A 24,125-nucleotide genomic window follows, 5' to 3' on the forward strand; every position below is an offset into this window, starting at 1 on the left:
CAACCAGGTCCTCACCGAGGCCGCCGGGCCGGCCGCCGGGCGCGGGCCGGCCGGCTGTTCGGCGGCAGCCGGCGAGCCGTCGCGGCGGACCTGAGCGGCGGGTCGGTTGCCGGCACCGCCGACCCGCCCGGCTCGCCCGCACGTCCGGCTAGGCTGGGCCGGGTGAGCCCGCGTCTGTCGTACCCCCGCGTCCGCCGCCTCCGGACGGCGCTGGCGGCGTCCTGCGCGGCGCTGCTGCTGGGCACCGCCGGCTGCGCCCTCGGCGAGCCCGAGCCGGACCCGGCCGGCGAACCGCCCAACCTGCCGACGCCGTCGGACACGGCCAGCCCCGGCGGGGCCGGCCAACAGGTGGTGGCGACGGTGCTGGCGAAGGGGCTGGAGGTGCCGTGGTCGATCGCGTTCCTGCCCGACGGCGCGGCGCTGGTCACCGAGCGCGACAGCGGGCGGATCCTCCAGGTCGGCCCGGAGTCCGGGCCGGACGGGCTCGCGGTGCGACCGGTGCAGACGGTGCCGGGCGTGGTGTCCGGCGGCGAGGGCGGGCTGCTCGGCATCGCCGTCTCCCCCGGTTACGCGCGTGACCGCACGGTCTTCGTCTACTACACCGCGCAGGACGACAACCGGGTCGCGAAGCTGCAACTCGGCCAGCCTCCGACGGTGATCCTCACCGGGATCCCCAAGGCCGGCAACCACGACGGCGGCGGCCTGGGCTTCGGTCCGGACGGCTTCCTCTACGTCAGCACCGGTGACGCCGGGCGCACCGCGAACGCGCAGGACCCGAAGAGCCTCGGCGGGAAGATCCTGCGGATCACGGCGGACGGCAAGCCGGCCCCGGGCAACCCGACCGCCGGTTCGCCGGTGTGGTCGACCGGGCACCGCAACGTGCAGGGCTTCGCCTGGACGCCGGACAAGCGGATGTACGCCGTCGAGTTCGGTCAGAACACCTGGGACGAGATCAACCAGATCACCCAGGGTGGCAACTACGGCTGGCCGCAGGTCGAGGGACGCGCCGACGACCAGCGCTACGTGGACCCCATCGTGCAGTGGCGCACCGCCGACGCCTCCTGCTCCGGCCTGACCGCGGTGGACCGGCTGCTGGTCACCGCCTGCCTGCGGGGGCAGCGGCTGTGGCTGGTCGAGCTGGCCGGCAACGGGACCGTCCTCGGCCAGCCGCGTGATCTGCTCACCGGCCGGTACGGTCGGCTGCGCGCCGCCGCCGTGGCGCCGGACGGCTCGATCTGGGTGAGCACCTCGAACCGGGACGGTCGGGGCAAACCGACCCCCGAGGACGACCGGATCCTGCGGCTGGTCTTCGCCGACGGCGGCGCCGGCCGTAGCTGATCCACTTCCGGCGGGTTTGCCAAGATCGATCCAGGGGCAGGTCAGAATCTCATCATGAACGACCACGAGAACGAAGAGCACCGCGCCGGGGACGGGACCTCCCCGGAGACCGGGCGGGCCCGCCGCTGGACCGCGTGGCGGCCGGGCCGCCGGCTGCGCCGCGCCGGCCTGGTGCTGGCCCTGCTCGCGGTCACGCTGGGCGGCATCGTGGTCGGCACCTACACCGGCGGCCACGTCAGCACGGACATCGGGCCGTTCCGGGCGGAACTCAAACTGAGCCCGTCGCTGAACGGCGGCACCACCGTCGACATCCCGCCGCTGGGCGCGCTGCTGCTGGACAGCCACGACGGGCCGGCCTACCTGACCGTCGAGGTGGGCTCGCTGGACCAGGGGCGCACCGAGGCGCTGATCGGCGACCCGGCGAGCATCAGCCGGGCCAGCCAGTCGGCGGTGCAGGACGTCCGCGACGGCGTCACCCGCCTCGGCCTGAAGACGCTCGCCTCGACGGTGCTGGCCACCCTGCTCCTGGCCGGGCTCGTCTTCCGCGACGTGCGGCGCACCGCCTGGGCGGGCGGGCTGGCGCTGGCCATCACCGCCGGCAGCCTCGGCCTGGCCGCCGCCACCGTGCGACCGCAGGCGATCGAGGAGCCGAGATACGAGGGCCTGCTCGTCAACGCGCCCGCGATCGTCGGTGACGCGCGGCGGATCGCCAACGACTACACCAAGTACGCCGAGCAGTTGCAGCGGCTGGTCGGCAACGTCAGCAAGCTCTACACCACGGTCTCCGCGCTGCCGGTGGTGCAGCCGTCCCCCGGCACCACCCGGGTGCTGCACGTCTCCGACATGCACCTCAACCCCACCGGGTGGCAGTTGATCCGCACGGTGGTCGAGCAGTTCGGCATCGACGTCGTGATCGACACCGGCGACATCACCGACTGGGGCAGCGAGCCGGAGGCGTCCTACGTCGGCTCGATCAGCCTGCTCAAGAAGCCCTACGTCTACATCCGGGGCAACCACGACTCGCCCCGCACGGCGTCGGCGGTGGCCCAGCAGCCGAACGCCGTCGTGCTGAACAACTCGACCACGACGGTCGCCGGGTTGACCATCGCCGGCATCGGCGACCCCCGGTTCACCCCGGACAAGGAGACCTCACCCGCCGGCAGCGGTCTCACCTCGGCCGTCGCCGACCAGGTGATCGGCACCGGCGAGCAGCTCGCCGCCACGATCGAGAAGTCGCCGCGGAAGGTGGACATCGCGCTGGTGCACGACCCGGCGTCGGCCGGTCCGCTCTCCGGCCTCACCCCGCTCGTGCTCGCCGGGCACAAGCACGCCCGGCAGGTGTCGAAGCTGCCGGAGGTGCCGGGCGAGCAACCGACCACGTTGATGGTGGAGGGGTCGACCGGCGGGGCCGGGCTGCGCGGGCTGGAGGGCGAGGAGCCCACCCCGCTGACCATGACGGTGCTCTACTTCGACAAGCAGAAGCTGCTCCAGGCGTACGACGAGATCACCGTGGGCGGCACCGGCCAGTCGCAGGTCAGCCTGGAGCGGCACGTGATCCGCGACCCGGCCAAGGGCGACGAGGTGCCGGTCACCCCGACGCCGACGCGCGGGGCGCCGGAGTCGCCCTCGACCTCGACCTCGACCTCGACGAGCGCGACCCCGGCACCGACCCCGAGCTGAGTCAGCGCAGGGCGAGCGCGGCCAGCGCGGCGTTGACGATGCTGCCGGGCAGCAGGTCGTGCAGCTCGTACAGCTCCCGGACGCCGCCCGACTGGCCGAACTCGTCCACCCCGAGCGGCACCGCCGGCGCCCCGACCGCCGAGCCCAGCCAGGCCATCGCGTGCGAGGCCGCGTCGTGCACGGTGACCACCGGCACCCGGTCGGCGAACGCCGACCGCAACGCGCCGGGCACGCTCGGCACGGTGGCGGTCCGCACGCCCTGGCGCAGCGTCCGCTGCCACGCCCGGTAGAGCCGGTCCAGGCTGGTCACGTCGACCACGTGCGCCGCCACGCCCTCCTCCGCCAGCTCCGCGGCGGCGGCCAGCACCTCCGGCAGCACCGCGCCGGACGCGGCGAGCTGCACCACCGGTGCGTCCGCCAGCTCCGGATACGCCTGGTGCGCGTCGACCAGCCGGTACGCGCCGGCCACCACCTGCCGGCGCAGCACCGCGTCGCCGAGCCGGGCCCGGGCCGCCTCGAACGGCGCCTGGTCCACCGGCCGGGTGCTGAGCCGGAAGTAGTACGCCCCGTCCTCGGCCGGCGCGGCGGTGGCGGCCGGGGCGCCACCGCCGGCGATCTGCCCGAGCGCGTCGCAGAGCAGCCAGTCCAGGCTGCCGGCGTACGCGGGCTCGCAGAACGTCACCCCGGGCAGCTCCAGGCCGACCGAGGCGGTGATGGTGGACTGGTGCGCGCCGCCCTCCGGGGCGAGGGTGATGCCGGACGGGGTGCCGGCCACCACGAACCGGGAACCGGAGTAGGTGCCGTAGAGGAACGCGTCCAGCCCGCGCAGCACGAACGGGTCGTAGACCGTGCCGACCGGCAGCAGCGGCTGGCCGGACAGGTCCCACGACAGGCCGAGCTGCCCCAGCAGCAGGAACAGGTTCATCTCGGAGATGCCCAGCTCGATGTGCTGCCCGGCGGGGCTCTCCGTCCAGCGCAGCATCCGGTCGGAGGTCCAGGACCGCTGCTCGGTGGGGGCGAACACGCCGGTCTTGTTGATGAACCCGGCCAGGTTCGTCGAGGTGGCCACGTCCGGCGCGGTGGTCACCAGATAGGGCGCCACCTGCGGGTCCCGGGCCAGGTCGACCAGCACCCGGCCGAACACCTCCTGGGTGGAGACCGGCTTGTTCGCGCGTACCCGGGTGGTTTCCGGAACGGTGACGCCCAGCGCCCGCTCGCGCGGCGGGCGGGACAGCGCCTCCCGGCGCTCGCCGGCCCGGATGCCGGCCTCCGACGCCGGGTCGAGCCGGTCCCACTCGGTCTGCGGGGTGAGACCGTTCGCGGACCGCAGCGCGTCCACCTGCTCGGTGCTGAGCAGCGCCGAGTGGTTGCGCGGGTTGCCGGCGATCGGCAGGCCCCAACCCTTGACCGTGTAGGCGAAGACCACGCTGGGCCGGTCGGTGACCGCGTCGCACTGGGCGTACGCGTCGAGCATCGCTTCCAGGTCGTGCCCGCCCAGGTCGGTGACGAGCGGACCCAACTCGTCGTCGGCGACGTCGGCGACGAACGCGGCCACCTCGGCCGGCGCACCGTCCAGGAACTGCTTGCGCAGGGCCGGCCCGGCCAGCCCGAACAGCGACTGGTACTGCTCGTTCGGCATCAGGTCGATCCAGTCGCGCAGCGCCGCCCCGCCCGGCCGGGCGTACGCCTCGGCCAGCTTGCGGCCGTACTTGACCTCGACGACGTGCCAGCCGGCGGCCTCGAACTGGCCGCGCCACTGGTTGATCCGCACCCCGGGGACGACCCGGTCCAGCGACTGCCGGTTGAAGTCGACGAGCCACATCACGTTGCCCAGCCCGGCGGTCGCCGGGTCGGCGACCGCCTCCCAGATGTTGCCCTCGTCCAGTTCCGCGTCGCCGATCAGCGCGATGAACCGGGAGTGCGGGCGGGCGCCGAAGTGCGCGTCGACGTAGCGGCGGGTGACGGCGGCGAACAGCGGCGCGGCGGCGCCCAGGCCGACCGAGCCGGTGGAGAAGTCCACCTCGTCCGGGTCCTTGGTGCGCGACGGGTAGGACTGGAGGCCGCCGCGCGCCCGCAGCTTCGGCAGGTAGGACTTGTCGAGGTTGCCGAGCAGGTACTGGATGGCGTGGAACACCGGGGAGGCGTGCGGCTTCACCGCGACCCGGTCCTCGGCGTCCAGGTGCTGGAACCAGAGCGCGGTCATCGCGGTGACCAGCGAGGCGCTGGACGCCTGGTGGCCGCCGACCTTCACCCCGTCGCCGGTGTCCCGGTCGTGGTTGGCCGCGTCGACGATGCGGGTGGCGAGCCAGAGCACCCGGCGCTGGATCTCGTCGAGGACGTGCTCGTTCACGCTTGCTCCATCCGGGGCGTCGCCGTTGACGCCCTCTCCGAGGGTAAGGAGGGGCCCCCGCTTAACGCATTCTGCATAGGCGGGGGCCCTTATTAACACACGTCAGGCAGCGCCGAGGCGCTCCAGGATCAGCTCACGGACGGTCTTCGCGTCGGCCTGGCCGCGGGTGGTCTTCATGACCGCGCCGACGAGCGCACCGGCCGCCGCGACCTTGCCGCTGCGGATCTTGTCGGCGATGTCGGGGTTGGCGGCGATCGCCTCGTCCACCGCGGCGGTCAGCGCCCCGGTGTCCGAGACGACCTCCAGGTTGCGGTTGGTCATGATGTCCGTCGGCGAGCCCTCGCCGGCCACCACGCCCTCCAGCACGGTGCGGGCCAGCTTGTCGTTGAGCTTCCCGGCATCGACCAGGGCCTGAAGCTCCGCGACCTGCGCCGGGGTGGCGCCCACGTCGGCCAGTTCCACGCCGGTCTCGTTGGCCCGGCGGGACAGCTCGCCCAGCCACCACTTGCGGGCCGCGGCCGGGGTGGCGCCGGCGGCCACGGTCGCCTCGATCAGCTCCACCGCGCCGGCGTTGACCACCGACTCCATGTCCAGGTCGGACAGGCCCCAGTCCTGCTGGATCCGCTTGCGGCGCAGCCGCGGCAGCTCCGGCAGGGCGGCCTTCAGCTCGGCCACCCAGGCGGTGTCCGGCGCCAGCGGCACCAGGTCCGGCTCGGGGAAGTAGCGGTAGTCGGTGGCGGTCTCCTTGGACCGGCCCGACGTGGTGTCACCGGTGTCCTCGTGGAAGTGCCGGGTCTCCTGCACGATCCGGCCGCCCGCGTCCAGCACCGACGCCTGGCGCAGCATCTCCGAGCGGACCGCCCGCTCCACCGAACGCAGCGAGTTGACGTTCTTGGTCTCGGTGCGGGTGCCCCACTCCGCGCCCGGCAGGTTCAGCGACGTGTTGACGTCGCAGCGCAGCGAGCCCTCCTCCATCCGCACGTCCGAGACGCCCAACGAGCGGATCACGTCGCGCAGCTCGGCGACGTACGCCCGGGCGATCTCCGGGGCGAGCGCGCCGGTGCCGGGGATCGGCTTGGTGACGATCTCCACCAGCGGGATGCCGGCCCGGTTGTAGTCGACGAGCGACTCGGTGGCGCCGTGGATGCGGCCGGTGGCACCCCCGACGTGCAGCGTCTTGCCGGTGTCCTCCTCCAGGTGCACCCGCTCGATGCCGATGCGCACCAGCTCGCCGTTCACCTCGACGTCGAGGTGGCCGTCGAAGCACAGCGGCTCGTCGTACTGGCTGATCTGGAAGTTCTTCGGCATGTCCGGGTAGAAGTAGTTCTTCCGGGCGAACCGGCACCACTGCGCGATCGAGCAGTTCAACGCCAGGCCGATCCGGATCGTCGCCTCGATCGCCGCGGAGTTGGCCACCGGCAGCGAACCGGGCAGGCCCAGGCAGACCGGGCAGACCCGGGTGTTCGGCTCGCCGCCGAAGTCGGTCGGGCAGCCGCACCACATCTTGGTGTTCGTGCCCAGCTCGACGTGGGTCTCCAGGCCGATCACCGGTTCGTAGCGCGCGACGACCTCGTCGTACGCGGGCAGTGTCGTCGTCATCTGAGCTCCAGGCGCGATCCGGACAGAACCGTTCCAGCCTAATCGGCTGGCCGCGCCACCCCGCTGCCGGGCTTCGAGATCACCGCGCGGGGGCGCGCCGTGCCGGCATGAGAAAAGCGACACCGGGGTACGGGTCGACCATGACGAATACGGGGGACGACTCGACGCCGCGGCCGGACGACCCGTCGCGGACGAGGCAGACCGGTGTGGTGCTGCTGGCGGTCGCGGCGGTATGGCTGCTGGCCATGCTGCTCAGCTGGGCGTACTGGGTGGCCGGCGACGACCGCGATCCTGACAACCTGCTCGCGATGGTGGTCGGCACCGCGGTGCCCGGCCTGCTCGCCATCGCCGCCGCCCTGGTGCTGACGCGCCGGTCGCGCGACCGGCGGTGAACCCGACGGACCGGGGCGGGACGGAGGTCGGACCGGACGGACCCGGGGAACCACCGAGGACGCCCCTCTTTCGAAACGGTCGACAGGTCGTGGTGGGGGTGGGCGCCGTCTTCGTCGGGGCGGTGGCGCTCGGCCTGCCCGCGCTGCTGACCGGGATCTGGGTGGCGGACGGCGACTACGACTTCCAGGACGTGGTGGGCATGGTCGTCGTCACGGCGGTGCCCGCCGTGATCGGCGCCGCGGCGGCGCTGCTGCTCGCCCGTCGACTGGTGCCGCGGATGCGTACCCCGGCCGGAAGCCCGGGCGCCGCGGCGCGGGACGCGCTGCGCGTGGGCCGGGCCACCGACCCGGCCGTCGACGCCGCCGCCCGCCGGGAGGCTGACCGCCGGCTCGGCCAGCGCTGGTACGTGTGGTTCTGCGTCGTCCTGGCCGCTGTTCAGGCGCTGCTGGCGGTCGGCGCGTCCCGGTGGTCCAGCCGGCTGATCGCCATGGTCGCCGTGCTGCTCTGGTCGGGCGCGGCGTGGTGGCGCTGGCGCGGCATCCGGGAGGCCCGCCGCTACCTGGACGCGGCGGAGCGCCCGGAAACGCCGACCGGTACCGACGGGGATCCGTCGACGCCGGTCGGCGGCGGTGCTACAGAGCCGGCGGGGTGAACGTGCCGACGCTGGACTCCAACGCGGCGGCCACCCGGTACATCCGGTCGTCGGCCATGGTCGGGGCCATGATCTGCAGGCCGACCGGCAGCCCCTCGGACAGCCCGCACGGCACCGAGATGGCCGGGCCGCCGTAGAGGTTGGTCGGGATGGTGAACAGATCCGCCAGGTACATCTGGTAGGGATCCGAGGTGCGCGCGCCGATCGGGAACGCCACGAACGGGGTGGTCGGCGAGATCAGCGCGTCCACCTGCTCGAACGCGCTGGTGAAGTCGCGCGTGATCAGCGTGCGGACCTTCTGCGCCTGGCCGTAGTAGGCGTCGTAGTAGCCCGACGAGAGCGCGTACGTGCCGATCATGATGCGGCGCTTCACCTCGGGGCCGAAGCCGGCCTCGCGGGTCAGCGACATGACCTCCTCCAGCGACCGGTTGCCGTCGTCGCCGACCCGCAGGCCGAACCGGACGCCGTCGAACCGGGCCAGGTTGGAGGAGCACTCGCTCGGCGCGATCAGGTAGTAGGCCGGCAGCGCGTACCTGAAGTGCGGGCAGGACACCTCGACGATCTCGGCGCCCAGCTTCGCCAGCGCCTCGACCGACTCGCGGAACGCGGCCATCACGCCCGGCTCGGCGCCCTCGCCGGTGAACTCGGTGACCACGCCGAGCTTCACGCCGGTCAGGTCACCGTTCGCGCCGAGCTTCGCCGCGCCCACCACGTCCGGCACCGGAGCCGGGATCGAGGTGGAGTCGCGCGGGTCGTGGCCGCCGATCACCCGGTGCAGCAGCGCGGCGTCCAGCACGGTACGCGCGCACGGGCCGGGCGTGTCCAGCGACGACGAGAACGCCACCAGGCCGTACCGGGAGGTGCCGCCGTAGGTGGGCTTCGCGCCCACCGTGCCGGTGACCGCGCCGGGCTGGCGGATCGAGCCGCCGGTGTCCGAGCCGATCGACAGCGGCGCCTCGTACGCGGCCAGCGCCGCGGCGCTGCCGCCGCCGGAGCCGCCCGGGATGCGCTCGGTGTCCCACGGGTTGCGGGTCGGCCCGTACGCGGAGTATTCGGTGGAGGAGCCCATCGCGAACTCGTCCATGTTGGTCTTGCCGAGCATCACCGTGCCGGCGGCCCGCAGCCGCTCGACGATCGTCGAGTCGTACGGCGGGCGCCAGCCTTCGAGGATCTTCGACCCGACGGTGGTCGGCACGCCCTTGGTGGTGAGCACGTCCTTGACCGCGACCGGCACGCCGGCCAGCGGGCCCAACTCCTCGCCGGCGGCCCGGCGCTCGTCCACGGCCCGCGCGGCGGCCAGCGCGCCGTCGGTGTCGACGTGCAGGAACGCGTGCACCCGGTCGTCGACGGCACCGATCCGGTCCAGGTGGGCGCGGGTGACCTCGACCGCGGAGGCGTCACCGGACGCGACCAGCCCGGCGATCTCGACGGCGGTCAACTTCGTCAGGTCGGTCACGATGCCACATCCTCGTCCAGGATCCGCGGGACGCGGAACCGCTGCTCCTCGGCGTCGGGCGCGCCCGACAGCACCTCCTGCGGGGTCAGGCTCGGCGTCACCACGTCCTCGCGGAGCACGTTTGTCAACGGCACCGAGTGGGACGTCGGCGGGATGTCCGCCGCGGCGACCTCGCCGACCTGCGCGACCGACTGGAGGATCACGTCCAGCTGGCCGGCGAAGGTGTCCAACTCCTCCTCGGTGACGGCGAGCCGCGACAGTCGCGCGAGGTGCGCGACCTCCTCGCGGGAGATGGCGGCCATCGGGTGCCCCCTTCGTGACTGTCTGAGAGACGTCTTCGGTGTGCCGGCCGCGCACGACGGTGAAACGATGACGCGCGGTGACCGGAGCGAGTCTATTGTCCCGCCGTCACGACGACGCCCTCGACTCCCCCTCCGCCGCCGGGCCGCCCCGGCCCTCGGCCTCCACCGCCACCGGACGGACCGGGCGGTAGCGCGACAGCCAGGCGATCAGCTTCTCCGCCGGCATCGGCCGGGCGTGGAACCAGCCCTGCGCCACGTCGCAGCGGGCGGCGTGCAGCAGCCGCCAGGTGCGCTCGTCCTCCACGCCCTCGGCCACCACCCGCAGCCCCAGCGCGCCGGCCAGCTCGATCATCGACCGGACGATCGCCGCGTCGTCCGGGTCGTCGGCCATGCCCAGCACGAACGACCGGTCCACCTTCACCTCGGACAGCGGCAGCCGGCGCAGGTGCTGCAACGAGGAGTAGCCGGTGCCGAAGTCGTCGAGCGCGATGCCCACCCCGATCCGGTGCAGCTGGGTGATGCTGGCCAGCACCCGCCGGGGGTCGGCCATCAGCGCGCCTTCGGTGATCTCCACCTGGAGCCGCTGCGGCGGGACCCCGTACCGGGTGAGCCGGTCGGCGATCTGGTCGGCGATCTCGCCGGTGTGCAGGTCCCGCACGCTGACGTTGAGCGCGGCGCGCAGCGTCAGGCCGGCCGCCGACCACTTGGCGACCTGCTCCACCACGTCGTCCACCACCCGGCGGGTGAGCAGCCGCATCACCGCGCTCTGCTCGGCGACCTGGATCAGCTCCCCCGGGTCGACCATGCCCCGGCGCGGGTGCCGCCAGCGCAGCAGCGCCTCCACGCCGACCACCTCGCCGGTCGCGATGGCGATCTGCGGCTGGTAGTACATGGTGATCTCGCCCGGGTCGCCGGCCGGGTCTTCCGGGTCACGCACGCCGGCCCGCCCGGCCGGCTCGCCATCCGGCCGCCCGGCGGCCTCCGCACCCCCGGCGGCACCGCCGGCCGGTGTCGCCTCGGTGACCGGCACGGTCTCCCCGGGTACGGCCGGCGCACCCCGGCCCGCAGGCGCGGCCGGCACCGCCCCGGCGGACACGGCCGAACCGGCGGACACAGTGGAGTCGGTCCGGCCCGAAGACGTAGCCGGCACCGCCCCGGCGGACACGGCCGGGTCGGCCGGCACGGGCTGCGACACGTGCCCGGTTCCCGCGGCCCGGACGGCGTCGCCACTGCCGGAGCCCGCGGGGCCGGCGGGTGCGCCGCCGCGGGCGGCCCGACGGCGGATCGGGTCGGCGCCGGTGAGGATCCGCTCGATCAGGTCGTCGTCGGGTCGCGCCTCGACCCGCTCCCGCCGACGTCGCAGCCGCCAACGGACCGGCCCGGCACCGGGGCGCACCCCGCCGGGACCGCCGTCGCGCGCCGGCCGCTCGTCGTGGCCCCGTCGCTCGTCGCATGCCGGCCCGGCGGCGGGCAGACCCGGTGCCAGCGCGGCGCCGTCACCCCCGCGTACGCCCGCCGGCTCGCCGCCGGACGCGCGGTGCGGTGACTCCAGCACCCGGCGCAGGTCGGCCAGGAGACTCAGTCGCTCGGCCGAGTTGTGGTCGGACTCCGGCGCATAGACCGCGACGGTGTCGTTGCGGTGCTTGGCGTCGTACATGGCGACGTCGGCGTGCCGCATCAGGGTGGCGAAGTCCTCGCCGTGCTCCGGGTAGAGCGCAACGCCGATCGAACCGCCGACGTCCAGCGGCAGCCCGTCCAGCGGCACCGGCTCGGCGAGCGCGGCGACCACCCGGTCGGCCCGCTCCCGGGCCTCGCCGATGCCGGCCAGCCGGGGTACGACGATGGCGAACTCGTCACCGCCGAGCCGCGCCACCAGCTCACCGTCGTCGACCACGTCGATCAGCCGGGCGCTCACCTCCACCAGCAGCCGGTCACCCACCGCGTGGCCGAGGGCGTCGTTGACGTGCTTGAACCGGTCGAGGTCGAGCAGCAGCAGGGCCAGGTGTGCGTCCGACTCGCCCCGGGCGGCCCGCTCGGCGTGCAGGTGCACCTGCTCGGCGACCTCGGTGAGCAGCGCCTTGCGGTTGGGCAGCCCGGTGAGCGGGTCGACGTCGGCGAGTTGTTCCCGTTCGGCGGAGAGCCGGGCCATCCGGTAGACCGCGAAGAGCGGCACCAGCACCAGCGGGATCAGCGCCGCGCTGGCCCGGGCGGCGGCCACCAGCACCGGCGCGAGCAGCAGCAACGAACCGGTGGAGAGCAACTCGTAGGCCAGCCCGAGCCGGATGCTGGGCCACCACCGGCCACCGAAACGCAGCCGGATGGCGGAGTTGACCAGGCCGTAGTTGACCACGAACCAGGCCACCGTGGCGCCGCCCAGCGCCGCCACGTCGGTCCAGTGCAGCCGGTCGCCGCCGAACAGCTCGCCCGCGCCGAGGCGGCCGACCGCGTACGCGGCGGCGAGCGCGCAGGCGTACTGGGCGGCGTTGAAGCCGGTGCGCCAGGCGGTGTAGCCGAGCCGCCAGCCGGACACGGCCACCGCGACGGCCTGCACCGCCACGGCCGGGCCGAGGCCCCAGCCGAGCAGGATGGCGAAGGTGAAGCAGGTCGACGGGAAGAGCGCCGAGGTCTGCCGCCGCCCCGGCGGGACGAACGGACGGGCGTCGCAGGCGACGGCGAGCGCCGCCATGGTCCAGAAGGCGACCGGCAGCTCGGTCAACCGGCCCGGGAGCGCGGCCAGCGGCCCGGCCGAGACGAGCACGGCGACCCCGGCGACCGCGCCGACGAAGCCGAAGAACGACCGGACCCGCCCAGGCGGGACGGCGTTGCGTGGGTCGCCGGTCGCCATCGCACCTCCCGGGGAGCGGTCGTGGCGTGCGCCGTCACACGCCGTACGCCAATGAAACGCCCTCCGGGTCACTTTCCCCGACACGACAGACACGAATCGGTCGTAGTCGTAATTAAATTGGTATACGCCGCGTCCGGCCCTCAGTCCTCCACCCGGGCCACCGCCCGGGCCGCCTCCGGGCCGGATTCCAGCAGCACCCGGAACCCGTCCTCGTCGAGGATCGGCAGTTTCAACGTCGCCGCCTTGTCGGCCTTCGAGCCGGGATTGTCGCCGACCACCACGAAACCGGTCTTCTTGGAGACCGACCCGGTGACCTTCCCGCCCCGGTTCTGGATCTCCTCGGCGGCCTGGTCACGGCTGAACCCGGACAACGTGCCGGTGACCACGACGGTGACGCCGTCGAGCGGCCGGGGCCCCTCGTCACCGGACTCCTCGACCATCCGTACGCCCGCCGCCGCCCACTTGCGCACCACGTCGCGGTGCCAGTCGACGGCGAACCACTCCTTCAGGCTCGCGGCGATGGTCGGGCCGACGCCGTCCACCGAGGACAACTCCTCCTCGGCGGCCTCCTCGATCGCGGTGATCGAGCGGAAGTGCCGGGCGAGCGCCTGGGCCGCGGTGGGGCCGACGTGCCGGATGGAGAGCGCCACCAGCACCCGCCACAGGTCGCGGTCCTTCGCCACGGCCAGGTTGTCGAGCAGCTTGGTGGCGTTGCTGCCCAGCGTGCCGTCCTTGTTGACGAAGAACGGCGACCGGCTCAACTGCTCGGCGTCGAGAGCGAACAGGTCGCCCTCGTCGGTGATGATCCCGGCGTCGAGCAGCGCGGCGGCGCCCTTGTAGCCGAGCACCTCGATGTCGAAGCCGCCGCGTCCGGCCAGGTGGAAGACCCGCTCCCGCAGCTGCGCCGGGCAACTGCGGGAGTTGGGGCAGCGGATGTCGACGTCGCTCTCCTTGGCCGGCGCGAGCGGCGTGCCGCAGGCCGGACAGACGGTCGGCATGACGAACGCCCGGGCGTCGGCCGGACGCAGCTCGACCACCGGGCCGAGCACCTCGGGGATGACGTCGCCGGCCTTGCGCAGCACCACCGTGTCGCCGATGAGCACGCCCTTGCGCTCCACCTCGCGGGCGTTGTGCAGGGTGGCGAGCGCGACAGTGGAACCGGCCACCCGGACCGGCTCCAGGACCGCGAACGGGGTGACCCGGCCGGTGCGCCCGACGTTGACGTCGATGTCGAGCAGCTTGGTGTTGACCTCTTCCGGCGGGTATTTGAAGGCGATCGCCCAGCGCGGCGCGCGGCTGGTCGAGCCGAGGCGGCCCTGGATGGAGACCGGGTCGACCTTGACCACCACGCCGTCGATCTCGTGCTCGACGTCGTGGCGGTGCGTGCCGTAGTGGGCGATGTATTCCGCCACCCCGGCCAGGTCGTCCACCACCTTCCACCGGTCGCTGGTGGGCAGCCCCCATGCCTTGAGCGCGGCGTAGGCCGCGGACTGCGCGGCCGGCCGGTAGCCCTTGCGGGCGCCGATGCCGTGCACGACCAGGCGCAGCGGCCGGGAGGCGGTGACCCTCGGGTCCTTCTGCCGGAGACTGCCCGCGGCGGCGTTGCGCGGGTTGGCGAACGGCGCCTTGCCCTGCTCGACCAGGCTCGCGTTGAGGTCGGCGAACCCGGCCACCGGAAAGTAGATCTCGCCGCGCACCTCCAGCAGCTCCGGCACGTCGGGGAAGTCGTCGGCCGGGGTGAGCCGCGCCGGCACGCCCCGGATGCTGCGTACGTTGGCGGTGACGTCCTCCCCGGTGCGGCCGTCACCGCGGGTGGCCGCGCGCACCAGCCGGCCCTCGGCGTAGGTCAGGTTGATCGCCAGCCCGTCGACCTTCAGCTCGCACAGGTAGGGCACCGGGCCGCCGGCGTCCCGCTCGACCCGCTCGGCCCAGGCGGCCAACTCCTCGTCGGCGAACGCGTTGTCGAGCGAGAGCATCCGCTCGGCGTGGGTGACCGGGGTGAAGTCGGTGGAGAAGGTGCCGCCGACCCGCTGGGTGGGCGAGTCGGGGGTGCGCAGCGCGGGGTATTCCGCCTCCAGCGCCTCCAGCTCGCGCAACTGCTTGTCGAACTCCGCGTCGGTGATCGTCGGCGCGTCCAGCACGTAGTAGCGGTATTGGTGCTCGGTCAGCTCCTGGCTCAGCGTGGCGTGCCGCTCCCGGGCCTCCGGGGTCGGCTCGGCGCCGGCCGCCGCCTCCTGCGCGGCGTCGACCGTCTGGGGAACCGCTTCTTCGGACACGCCGCCTTCGGACACCGCTGTCGACCTCCCGTGCTCGCGCTACCTCCGAACCGTAGCGGTCGGCTGTGACACCCGTCCGGCCACCCGCGCTGAGCAGGCACGTCCGCCGCGGTTCGGCATGCCTCGCGCCACCGGAGCGGATCGGCCGCGACCGTGCGACGATCGCGGCGGCGGCGGTGGGCCGAAACGGACGGAAGGCGGCGACGGATGCGCGACGGGCTGATCTGGGGACTGGTGATCGTGGCCTGCGTGGCGGCGGGATGGCTGTGGAGCGAGTGGCGTCGCCGCTCCGCCGACCGCTCGGCCGGGACCGGCCGGCGCGGCCGGCCCGGGGACGGTCGGCGACCCGGCACCGGTGGTCGGTCCGGGGGCCCGCCCGGTGGTCGCGCCGCGGGCGGGCCCGGTGGCGGCCGGACCGGCGCCCCACCGCGCCCGCGTGACGCCGGGCGGCCGGACCGCGGCGGCCCGCGCCCGGGGGAGATCTGGTGGGCCGACGTGCCCTACGCCGACGGCACCGGCTCGAAGGTGCGCCCGTGCCTGGTGCTGCGGGTCGACGGCCACGGCGCCGAGGTCCTGAAGATCACCAGTCAGGACAAGTCGGACCGGGACGACCACGTGTTGATCCCCACCCGGAGCTGGGACGCCGACGCCGAGCACGACAGCTGGCTGGACGTCAGCGAGCCGATCCCGGTGCCGGTCGCCGCGTTCGCGGACAAGGCCGGCGACTGTGACGCGGGCGTGTGGCGCGGCGTGCGCCGCCTGCCGCATCTCACCGCGTGACGCCGGGACCGCTCAGTCGAGCGCGGCGGCGAGAGTGGTGAGCTGGTCGGCGTACTCGATGCGGGTGGCCCAACCGGCCGGCCAGGCCGACATGCCCTGCGCGGCCCCGACGAACGCGCCGGCCAGGGCCGCGATGGAGTCGGAGTCACCGGCCGTGGTGGCGGCCCGGGCCAGCGCGCCGACCGGGTCGTCCGGGTGCCGCAGCGCGCAGAGCAGCGCGGTCGCCAGCGCCTCCTCGGCGATCCACCCCTCGCCGGTGAGCCGGCACGGGTCGCCGCCGTCGTCGGGACGGGCCAGGGCCGCGTCGAGCCGGCCGAGCGCCAGCAGGCAGTCGTCCCAGCCGCGGGCGATGAACTCCGCAGCGGTGGTGACCCCGGGACGCTGCCACAGGTCGCCCAGCCAGTCGTCCCGGTAGATCGCGCGCTGCTCGTGGGCCCGCGCGGCGAGCAGGCCGGGCAGCTCCGGCAGCGCGGTGCCGTCGCGCAGCAGCCGGACCGCGTACGCGGTCAGCTCGCTCGCGGCCAGCCCGGTCGGGTGGCCGTGGGTGAGGCCGGCCTGGAGCTGGGCCAGCCCGGCCAGCGTGTCGAGGTCGACGTCGAGCAGCCCGACCGGGGTGACCCGCATGTTCGCGCCGCACCCCTTCGAGCCGGCGACCGTGGCCTCCTGCCACCGGGTGCCCCGGCTCAGCTCGGCGCAGGCACGCAGGCAGGTCATGCCCGGCGCGCGGTTGTTCTCCGGGCTGACCGACCAGTCGACGAAGCGCTGCCGCAGCAGCGGCTCCACCGCCTCCGGCGTGCGGGCGGGCGCGTCGTGCAACGCCCACGCGACCGCCAACGCCATCTGGGTGTCGTCGGTGACCTGCGCCGGGTCACCGTCCAGCTCACGCGGGCCGGCCGGGCCGTAGCGCCGGACGATCTCGCCGACGGTGAGGAACTCGGTGGGCTTGCCCAGGGCGTCGCCGTAGGCCAGGCCGAAGAGCGAGCCGGCGGCACGACGATCGGTGGTGGCGGTCACGGTGCTGATCATGCACGGGCCGCGCAAGCCCGGTGAGGTCAGTCCCAGCAGAGGCAGAACGGGTGGCCGGCCGGGTCGGCGTAGATCCTCCAGTTGTCGCCCTCGCCGGGCAGCCGCCGGGCGCCGAGGGCCAGCGCCGCCCGCTCGGCCGCCTCGATGTCGTCCACCGTCACGTCCAGGTGGAACTGCTGTGGCCGCTCCGGGTCCGGCCAGGCGGGGGCGCGCAGGTCGGGCGCCTTCTGGAAGGCCAGTCGCGGCTGGTGCCCCGGCGGACCGCCGAGCACCACCCAGTCGTCGCCCTCGGAACTCTCCTCGATCAGTGGCAGGCCGAGCAGTTCCGCGTAGAAGCCGGCCAGGGCGCGCGGATCAGGGCAGTCGATCACGGTGGAACGCAGTCGTCCGATCATGTGCGCCATCCTGCCCCCACGGTACGACAGGAAACCTCACTCCTCGGCGAGCCGCCGGCCCGCGTCGCGGCAGGCGGCAAGCACCGCCCGGGCGTACGCTCCGGTGGCGCCGGCCAGGCCGCACGCGGGGGTGACCACCACCTGTTCCGCCAGCCTGCGGCGGGGGAAGCCGAGCTGGTCCCAGACCCGGCGGACCCGGTCGGCGACCTCGGCGGACGTCGGCGCCCGGCCGGACGGCGGCGGCAGCGTCGGCGCGGCCCCGGCCAGCAGGCCGAATCCGGCGTCGATCGCCTCGCCGAGCGGGTCCAGGTCGGTGACCAGGGACAGGTCGAGGGCGACGCCGGTGGCCCCGGCGGAGCGGATCAGGTCCAGCGGCACGTCCGCCGCACAGCAGTGCACGAGCGTGGGCACCCCGGCCGCGCCGAGCACGTCGCGCAGCAGCGCCCGCGCCACCTCCGTCTCCACCGCACGGTGGGTGCCGAAGCCGCTCTCGGTGGGCACCCGGCCGGCCAGCACCGCCGGCAGCGACGGCTCGTCGAGCTGAAGCAGCACCGAGGCGCGGGGCAGCCGCCGGGCCACCGCGGCCACGTGGCCCCGCAGCCCTTCGCCCAGCGAACCGGCGAGGTCGCGCACCGCGCCCGGGTCGCGCAGCACCCGGCCGCCGAGCGGCAGCTCCAACGTGGCGGCCAGGGTGAACGGGCCGGCGGCCTGGACCTTGACCGGGCCGGCGTACTCCTCGGCCTGCTCGGCGAGCTGGTCGAGGTCGCGTTCCATCAGGTCCCGGGCACGGCGCAGGTCCCGCCCGGGTCGCGGGGCGATCCGCCACCGGGCCGCGTACAGCTCGACCGGCAGTTCGACCAGCAGGCCGGCGGCGCGACCGACGAGGTCCGCGCCGGGGCCCCGGGCGGGCAGCTCCGGCAGGTGCGGCAGGGCGGGCAACTCGCCGAGCACGATCCGCTGCGCCTCGGCGATGTCGGTGCCGGGCAACGAACCGATCCCGGTCGCCGCCCCGGCCGGCCACGGCCACTGCTGATCAGTCACCGCCGCAGCCTATCCGCCGCTGTCGGAGGCCGAGTCCGGACGGGCCGGCACCGGGACCGGTCCGAGGTGCCTTTGGAGCTGAGATCAGAAACGACTCATCTGCTCGCCCGCACCCGGCCAGCCCGCCCGCCCGGCCCAGCCCGCCCGCCCGGCCCACCCCACCCCGCCCCGGCCCAGCGAACCCGGCCCAGCCCGCGCCGGCCCAGCGAACCCGGCCCAGCCCAGCCCGCCCCGACCCGGCCGGCTCGGCGGAGAGTACCGACCGGTGAGTCGTCTGTGACGTCAGCTCCAAAGGCATGCGGGGGACTTGGTCGACGGCGTGGCCCGAGGCGCGCGGCGGCCAGGACGTGTCGCCGGCCCGGCGGCCGGTAGGCCCGAATGCCCGGGCCGAACGAGGTCCGAGGGCCCGAAGCCCCTAGTGTGAAGGCTCAGGAGCCCGCAGCCCCGGAAGCCCGCAACCCCGGAGGCCGAGGGCCGGGAGCGCAGGCGGGGTCAGACAGCGGCGATGGTGGCGGAGCCGAGCACCACGTCACCGTCCGGGTCCGGCCGGTAGGCCACGATCGCCTGGCCGGCGGCGACGCCGCGCAGCGGGCGGCGCAGCGAGGCGTGCAGTCCGTCGGCGTCCACCGTGACGGCGGCCGGCACCACGTCACCGTGCGCCCGCAACTGCACCTCGCACTCGATCGGCCCGTCCGGGCGCGGCCCGCCGGTCCAGACCGGGCGGGTGGCCCGCACCGAGGAGACCTCCAGCGCCTCCGCCGGGCCGACCGTCACGGTGTTGGTCTTCGGCGTTATCGAGAGCACGTAACGGGGGCGGCCGTCCGGCGCGGGACGATCCAGGTGCAGCCCACGCCGCTGCCCGACGGTGTACTGGTAGGCGCCGCTGTGGTTGCCCACGACCGCGCCGGTGAGCGCGTCCACCACCTCGCCCGGCGCCTCGCCGAGCCGCTGGGCCAGGAAACCACGGGTGTCACCGTCGGCGATGAAGCAGATGTCGTGCGAGTCCGGCTTGTCGGCCACGGCCAGGCCGCGCCGGGCGGCCTCGGCACGCACCTCGGCCTTGGTGGAGTCGCCGAGCGGGAAGATCGACCGGTCGAGCTGCGCGCGGGTCAGCACCGCCAGCACGTACGACTGGTCCTTGGCCGCGTCGACGCTGCGCCGCAGCAGGCCGTCCGGGCCGAGCCGGGCGTGGTGGCCGGTCACCACCGCGTCGAAGCCCAGGGCCACGGCGCGGTCCAGCACCGCGGCGAACTTGATCTTCTCGTTGCAGCGCAGGCACGGGTTCGGGGTACGCCCGGCGGCGTACTCGGCGACGAAGTCGTCGACCACGTCGTCGTGGAACCGGTCCGCCATGTCCCACACGTAGAACGGGATGCCCAGCACGTCCGCGGCGCGCCGGGCGTCCCGGGAGTCCTCCAGCGTGCAGCAGCCCCGGGCACCGGTGCGATAGGTCTGCGGGTTGCGGGCCAGCGCCAGATGCACCCCGGTCACGTCGTGCCCGGCCGCCACCGCCCGCGCCGCCGCGACGGCGGAGTCCACCCCGCCCGACATCGCCGCCAGAACCCTCACCGGTTGACTCCCCTCGTCGTCATCACCGAGGGTATCCGGCTCAGCGGGGCGTGCGGAGAGCGGCCGCGCGACGGGCCCGTTCCACCGCGGCCGGAAGCGCGGCGATGAGCGCGTCGACGTCCGCGCCGGTGCTGGGGTGCCCGAGCGTGAAACGCAACGAGGAGCGGGCCCGGTCGTCGTCGGCACCCATCGCCATCAACACGTGCGAGGGCTGGGCCACCCCCGCCGAACAGGCCGACCCGGTCGAGCAGGCGATGCCCTGGGCGTCCAGGAGCAGCAACAGCGCGTCCCCCTCGCAACCCGGGAAGGAGAAGTGCGCGTTGCCCGGGAGCCGGTCCGCCGGATCGCCGTTGAAGATCACCTCGGGGACCGCCCGCCGGACCCGCTCGACCAGGTCGTCGCGGAGCGCGGCGACGCGGGTCGCGTACTCCTGCTGGCCCTTCACCGCAGCCTCGACGGCGACCGCGAACGCGACGATGCCGGCGGTGTCCAGCGTCCCGGAGCGGACGTCGCGCTCCTGACCGCCGCCGTGCAGCAGCGGCGTCGCGGCCACGTCGCGGGCCAGCAGCAGCGCGCCGACGCCGGTCGGCCCGCCGAGCTTGTGCCCGGTCACGGTGAGCGCGGCCACCCCACTCGCGGCGAAGTCGACAGGCACCTGGCCGACCGCCTGGATCGCGTCGGTGTGGAACGGCACCCCGTGCTCGGCGGCGACCGCGGCCAGTTCGGCCACCGGCTGGACGGTGCCGACCTCGTTGTTGGCCCACATGGCGGTGATGACCGCCACCCGGTTGCCGTGCTCGGCCAGCTCGGCGCGGAGCCGCACCGGGTCGAGCCGGCCGGCCGCGTCGACCGGCAGCCAGCCCACCTGCGCGCCCTCGTGACCGACCAGCCAGTCCACCGAGTCCAGCACCGCGTGGTGCTCGACGGCGCTGGAAACCACCCGGACCCGCTCGGCCCGGGCGTCGCGGCGGGCCCAGAAGATGCCCTTCACGGCGAGGTTGTCGCTCTCCGTGCCGCCGCCCGTGAAGATCACCTCGGATGGGCGGGCGCCGAGCGCGGCGGCCACCCGCTCACGCGACTCCTCCACCCGCCGCCGGGCGCGGCGGCCCGCCGCGTGCAGCGCCGACGCGTTGCCCACCTCGCGGGCGGTGGCGACGTACGCCTCGAGTGCCTCGTCCAGCATCGGGGTCGTCGCCGCGTGATCCAGGTATGCCATCACCGTTCAGCCTAACGGCCGGTCGATCGGCGATCGGTGGCCGGACCGTCCGTCCTGGCCCGACCGGGACGGACGGTCCGCAAACCGGCTCACTCCTCGCGCTCACGCGGGAACCGCGGTGACCACGATGTTGTCGCGGTAGTGCCGGGTCTTCGGGTCGAACGGGCCGCCGCAGGTGATCAACGTCAGGCGCGGCTTGCCGTCGCGGGCGAAGTAGCGCTCCAGCGGGATCTTCGTCTTCGTGTACTCCTCCCGGGCCACCACCCGGTAGCGGCGGTCCTCGCCGTCCGACCCGGTGGCGGTCAGGGTGTCCCCCCGGTCGAGCTCACGGAGCCGGAAGAACGCCCCCTTGCCCTGGTCGGCGCTGTCCACGTGCCCGGCGATCACCACCGAGCCGGCGGCGGCCTCCAGACCCGGGCCGTAGCGGTACCAGCCGACCTGGTTCACACTGGGCGGCACCTCGAACTCGTCGGTGCGCGCGTTGATGCCGACCGGGTTGACGGTCGCGGTGACCTTGATCGGCGGGATCCTCAGCCGAACTGGGGGCACTGTCGCGCCGTCCGCCGGCAGGGTGCCGGCGCTCACCGGCACCGACGCGTCCCCGGCCGCCGTGGGCGTCGCCGGCGGTGCGGGCGTGGAACTGGCCAGGGCCGCCGCCTCGTCGGCGCCGACGTCCTCGGCGGGCTGCGAACCGCAGGCCACCAGGGCCGCGACGGTGAGCGCGGCGGCGCCGGCGGCCATCGCCGCCAGCGCCCCGCGGTTGCGTACCGTCATCGGCGAGCGGTCCGGGCGGTGGCCACCCGCGCCCCGCCGCCGACCAGGAGCAGCACGCCGGCGCCGGCCAGCACGTACCACCAGGTGCCCACGCCGGTGCCGGCCTGGCCACCGGTGCCGCTGGGCACGCCACCCGGGGCCGAGTGCAGCCCGCTGATGGTCTGCGCGACCAGGTCCAGGTTCTTGGCGTCGGCGGAGCCGATCGCGTAGACGATGGTGGCGGTGCCCTCCTTCAGGTTCAGGTCCGCCGGGCCGATCGCGACGGTGTCGGTGCCGGCGAGCACCACGTCCGCCTTCACGGTGCCGGCATCCACGTCCGCCTTGGCTTCCTTCGGGTTGGTCAGGCCCTCGAAGACCGGCTCGCCGCCGGCCCGCACGTCGACGGCCGGCGCGGCGGCGGTGTGCCGGACGATCAACCGGGCCTTGCCGGCGCCCACCTTGGACACGTCGTTGACGAACGGGGTGATCTGCGGCTTGCCGTCGGCGCTCAGGTGGGCGGCGAGGCTGATGTTCGCCCCACCCGGGACCTCGGCGTCGTCGACCTTGAGGATCGCCTTGTCGATTGCCTCGCCGGGCTTGGTCAGGGCGATGTCGTACTCGCCCTCGGGCAGGGTCAGCGGGCCGGCCACGTCACCGGGCTTGAAGTTGTTGAGCGTCTTCTCGCCGTTGACGTAGACGTCGACCGGGGTGTCCGGGATGCCGTGGACCACGGAGACCTTCGACGAGGCGGCGTAGGCCGGGCTCATGGTGGCGGCGCCCACGCCCGCGAAGGTGAGGGCGGCCACCGCGCCGCCTGCGGCGACCCGACGGAACATGGCGAGCTGCATTGTCTGCCTCCTGGTGATTGGTGCTGATTCGTCAGGCCTGGCTTGCAGAACGGGTTACGCCGGCCCGGGCGCACCCGGATGCGCTTCGGATCCGATTTCTTTTTCCGGCCGCGGACGCATCCGCCCGGGCCCCCGGCGACGAATGGGAGGTGACGGGGTTGCGCGGGACACACCGGGAGAGTGGGGCGGGGGCGGTGGGAGTTACAGTCGGGCATGCCCCACGCAAGGCGAGCCGCCCGGTGACGGCGGCCAGGCAGGGACCCGAGCCGCCGGCCGACGACGATCTCGCGGTGCGGTTCCGCGACGGCGACGAGGCCGCGCTCAAGGAGGCGTACGACCGGTTCGGCCGAGCGGTGCTGCACCTGGCCACCACGACGCTCGTCAACCGGACCGACGCCGAGGACGTGACCCAGGCGACGTTCGTCGCCGCCTGGCTCGGCCGGGAGACGTTCGACCCGGCGAAGGGTTCACTGATCGGCTGGCTGCTCGGCATCGGGCGACGCAAGGTGGTCGACCGGATCCGGGCCGCGGCCCGGGAGACCCGGGTGGTCGAGACGGTGAAGCAACTACCCGAGCCGGTCGACACCGGCCCGGATCCGGACACGGTGGTCGACCGGCTGGTCGTCGCCGACGAGCTGGCCCGGCTTCCGGACGAGCAACGCCGGATGCTGGAGCTGGCGTTCTACGACGACCTGACACACCAGCAGATCTCGACCGTCACGGGAGTGCCGCTCGGCACGGTCAAGAGTCACATCCGGCGCGGCATGCAGAGCCTGAAACGCAGATGGGAGGTGGACGGTGCAGCACCTGGACCGCGACCGGCTGGTCTTTCTGGCGCTCGGTGAGAGTGAGGCGGCCGACGGAGAATCCACCCACCTCCGCGCCTGCGGCCACTGCCGGGGCGAGTTGGAGACGCTCCGGCACGTCGCCGGGCTCGGCGCGGGCACCCAGGGCCTGACCGACCTGCCCGATCCGCCGGAGCACCTGTGGCAGGGCATCGTCGCCGAGATCCGGGCCGCCGAGGAGCTGCCCACGCTGAACGGCCGGCGCCCGGCGCAACCCGGTGACGCGGCCGACCGGCCGGCTGCCGCGAATCGCTCCCGTCCCGGTCGCCGCTGGCCGCGCTGGGCGAGCACCGCGGTCACCGCCACCGCCGCCGCGGTGATCGGCGTGGCCGGCACCGCGGTGGTGCTCGGTGCCGGCGGGGACGAGCCGACGCCGCAGCCGACGGTGCTGGCCAGCGCGCCGCTGGCCGCGTTCGGCTCGACGCCGAAGGACGCCTCGGGCGACGCCCGGGTGTTGGGCGACAACCAGTTGCATCTGCACGTGGCGAATCTCCCGAACGTTCCGGGGTACTACGAGGTCTGGCTGATCGATCCGAAGACGATGGAGATGCTCTCCGTGGGTACGCTGAGCAACGGATCAGGGGACGCGCTGCTGCCGATCCCCTCGAACGTGGACCTGCGCACCTACTCGGTCGTCGACGTCAGCGCCGAGCAGTACGACAACAAGCCCGCCCACTCCGGCGACAGCCTGCTGAGGGGCACCCTGACGGGCTGATCGGCGGGCCGGCTCAGCTCCCCGGCCCGCCGATCAGCTCCCTGCG

Annotated in this window: 20 protein-coding genes; 7 read left to right on the plus strand and 13 right to left on the minus strand. The window is 74.2% G+C overall.

Annotated elements, in window-relative coordinates:
• Positions 1-162: 162 nt before the first annotated feature.
• Positions 163-1,338, plus strand: coding sequence for a PQQ-dependent sugar dehydrogenase (locus AB0H28_RS07345; RefSeq protein WP_358035559.1), 1,176 nt, complete (start codon positions 163-165; stop codon positions 1,336-1,338).
• 54 nt (positions 1,339-1,392) lie between these two features.
• Positions 1,393-3,018 carry a metallophosphoesterase gene (locus tag AB0H28_RS07350; protein ID WP_358035561.1) on the plus strand — a complete coding sequence of 542 codons (1,626 nt, stop codon included), beginning with the start codon at positions 1,393-1,395 and terminating at the stop codon, positions 3,016-3,018.
• Position 3,019: 1 nt separating this feature from the next.
• On the opposite strand, the gene AB0H28_RS07355 is transcribed toward AB0H28_RS07350, so the two are convergent.
• On the minus strand, positions 3,020-5,368 hold the full coding sequence (locus AB0H28_RS07355) for a pyruvate dehydrogenase (RefSeq protein WP_358035563.1): 2,349 nt from the start codon (positions 5,366-5,368) through the stop codon (positions 3,020-3,022).
• 102 nt (positions 5,369-5,470) lie between these two features.
• A complete protein-coding gene (gene gatB, locus AB0H28_RS07360) occupies positions 5,471-6,967 on the minus strand; it encodes an Asp-tRNA(Asn)/Glu-tRNA(Gln) amidotransferase subunit GatB (RefSeq protein ID WP_358035565.1) in 1,497 nt (498 codons plus the stop codon).
• A 140-nt stretch (positions 6,968-7,107) separates the two neighbouring features.
• Here gatB and AB0H28_RS07365 point away from each other — a divergent pair, with 140 nt between their 5' ends.
• Entirely contained in the window at positions 7,108-7,359 is a 252-nt protein-coding gene (locus AB0H28_RS07365) for a hypothetical protein (RefSeq protein ID WP_358035567.1), read from the plus strand.
• 89 nt (positions 7,360-7,448) lie between these two features.
• Positions 7,449-8,012: a hypothetical protein gene (locus AB0H28_RS07370; protein WP_358035569.1), complete on the plus strand. Its 564-nt coding sequence runs from the start codon at positions 7,449-7,451 to the stop codon at positions 8,010-8,012.
• On the opposite strand, the gene gatA is transcribed toward AB0H28_RS07370, so the two are convergent.
• From gatA to ligA, 4 genes are all read right to left on the minus strand, one after another.
• Positions 7,993-9,468 (minus strand): Asp-tRNA(Asn)/Glu-tRNA(Gln) amidotransferase subunit GatA, encoded by a 1,476-nt coding sequence (gene gatA / locus AB0H28_RS07375; protein WP_358035571.1) that lies wholly within the window; start codon positions 9,466-9,468, stop codon positions 7,993-7,995. The genes AB0H28_RS07370 and gatA overlap by 20 nt on opposite strands.
• Complete coding sequence (gene gatC, locus AB0H28_RS07380; RefSeq protein ID WP_091580658.1) at positions 9,465-9,770, minus strand: Asp-tRNA(Asn)/Glu-tRNA(Gln) amidotransferase subunit GatC; 306 nt, start codon at positions 9,768-9,770, stop codon at positions 9,465-9,467. Before gatC ends, gatA begins: the two co-directional genes overlap by 4 nt.
• A 106-nt stretch (positions 9,771-9,876) precedes the next feature.
• A complete protein-coding gene (locus AB0H28_RS07385; protein ID WP_358035573.1) occupies positions 9,877-12,615 on the minus strand; it encodes an EAL domain-containing protein in 2,739 nt (912 codons plus the stop codon).
• A 140-nt stretch (positions 12,616-12,755) separates the two neighbouring features.
• Entirely contained in the window at positions 12,756-14,891 is a 2,136-nt protein-coding gene (gene ligA, locus AB0H28_RS07390) for an NAD-dependent DNA ligase LigA (RefSeq protein ID WP_358035575.1), read from the minus strand.
• A gap of 207 nt (positions 14,892-15,098) precedes the next feature.
• Here ligA and AB0H28_RS07395 point away from each other — a divergent pair, with 207 nt between their 5' ends.
• Positions 15,099-15,671, plus strand: coding sequence for a type II toxin-antitoxin system PemK/MazF family toxin (locus AB0H28_RS07395; RefSeq protein WP_358035577.1), 573 nt, complete (start codon positions 15,099-15,101; stop codon positions 15,669-15,671).
• Positions 15,672-15,683: 12 nt separating this feature from the next.
• On the opposite strand, the gene AB0H28_RS07400 is transcribed toward AB0H28_RS07395, so the two are convergent.
• The 7 genes from AB0H28_RS07400 to AB0H28_RS07430 form a co-directional block, all read right to left on the minus strand.
• On the minus strand, positions 15,684-16,694 hold the full coding sequence (locus AB0H28_RS07400; protein WP_358035954.1) for an ADP-ribosylglycohydrolase family protein: 1,011 nt from the start codon (positions 16,692-16,694) through the stop codon (positions 15,684-15,686).
• A gap of 29 nt (positions 16,695-16,723) precedes the next feature.
• The gene (locus tag AB0H28_RS07405) at positions 16,724-17,092 is read right to left on the minus strand and encodes a VOC family protein (protein WP_358035579.1); all 369 of its coding nucleotides are present in this window, start codon (positions 17,090-17,092) and stop codon (positions 16,724-16,726) included.
• A gap of 36 nt (positions 17,093-17,128) precedes the next feature.
• Positions 17,129-18,133 (minus strand): methionine synthase, encoded by a 1,005-nt coding sequence (locus tag AB0H28_RS07410; protein WP_358035581.1) that lies wholly within the window; start codon positions 18,131-18,133, stop codon positions 17,129-17,131.
• 492 nt (positions 18,134-18,625) lie between these two features.
• Positions 18,626-19,702: a tRNA 2-thiouridine(34) synthase MnmA gene (mnmA, locus tag AB0H28_RS07415; protein ID WP_358035583.1), complete on the minus strand. Its 1,077-nt coding sequence runs from the start codon at positions 19,700-19,702 to the stop codon at positions 18,626-18,628.
• 40 nt (positions 19,703-19,742) lie between these two features.
• Positions 19,743-20,918: a cysteine desulfurase family protein gene (locus AB0H28_RS07420; RefSeq protein WP_358035585.1), complete on the minus strand. Its 1,176-nt coding sequence runs from the start codon at positions 20,916-20,918 to the stop codon at positions 19,743-19,745.
• Positions 20,919-21,020: 102 nt separating this feature from the next.
• Positions 21,021-21,692: a class F sortase gene (locus AB0H28_RS07425; protein WP_358035587.1), complete on the minus strand. Its 672-nt coding sequence runs from the start codon at positions 21,690-21,692 to the stop codon at positions 21,021-21,023.
• Positions 21,689-22,519: a DUF4397 domain-containing protein gene (locus AB0H28_RS07430; RefSeq protein ID WP_358035589.1), complete on the minus strand. Its 831-nt coding sequence runs from the start codon at positions 22,517-22,519 to the stop codon at positions 21,689-21,691. The genes AB0H28_RS07425 and AB0H28_RS07430 overlap by 4 nt, the downstream gene beginning before the upstream one ends.
• A 239-nt stretch (positions 22,520-22,758) precedes the next feature.
• Between AB0H28_RS07430 and AB0H28_RS07435 the strand changes: the two genes are divergently transcribed.
• Both AB0H28_RS07435 and AB0H28_RS07440 read left to right on the plus strand, forming a co-directional pair.
• Positions 22,759-23,364 carry a sigma-70 family RNA polymerase sigma factor gene (locus AB0H28_RS07435; RefSeq protein WP_358035591.1) on the plus strand — a complete coding sequence of 202 codons (606 nt, stop codon included), beginning with the start codon at positions 22,759-22,761 and terminating at the stop codon, positions 23,362-23,364.
• Positions 23,318-24,079, plus strand: a complete 762-nt coding sequence (locus AB0H28_RS07440) for an anti-sigma factor (RefSeq protein WP_358035593.1) — start codon at positions 23,318-23,320, stop codon at positions 24,077-24,079. The genes AB0H28_RS07435 and AB0H28_RS07440 overlap by 47 nt, the downstream gene beginning before the upstream one ends.
• The last annotated feature ends 46 nt before the right edge of the window (positions 24,080-24,125 follow it).

The organism is Micromonospora sp. NPDC050980 (assembly GCF_040653835.1).
Taxonomy (GTDB): domain Bacteria; phylum Actinomycetota; class Actinomycetes; order Mycobacteriales; family Micromonosporaceae; genus Micromonospora.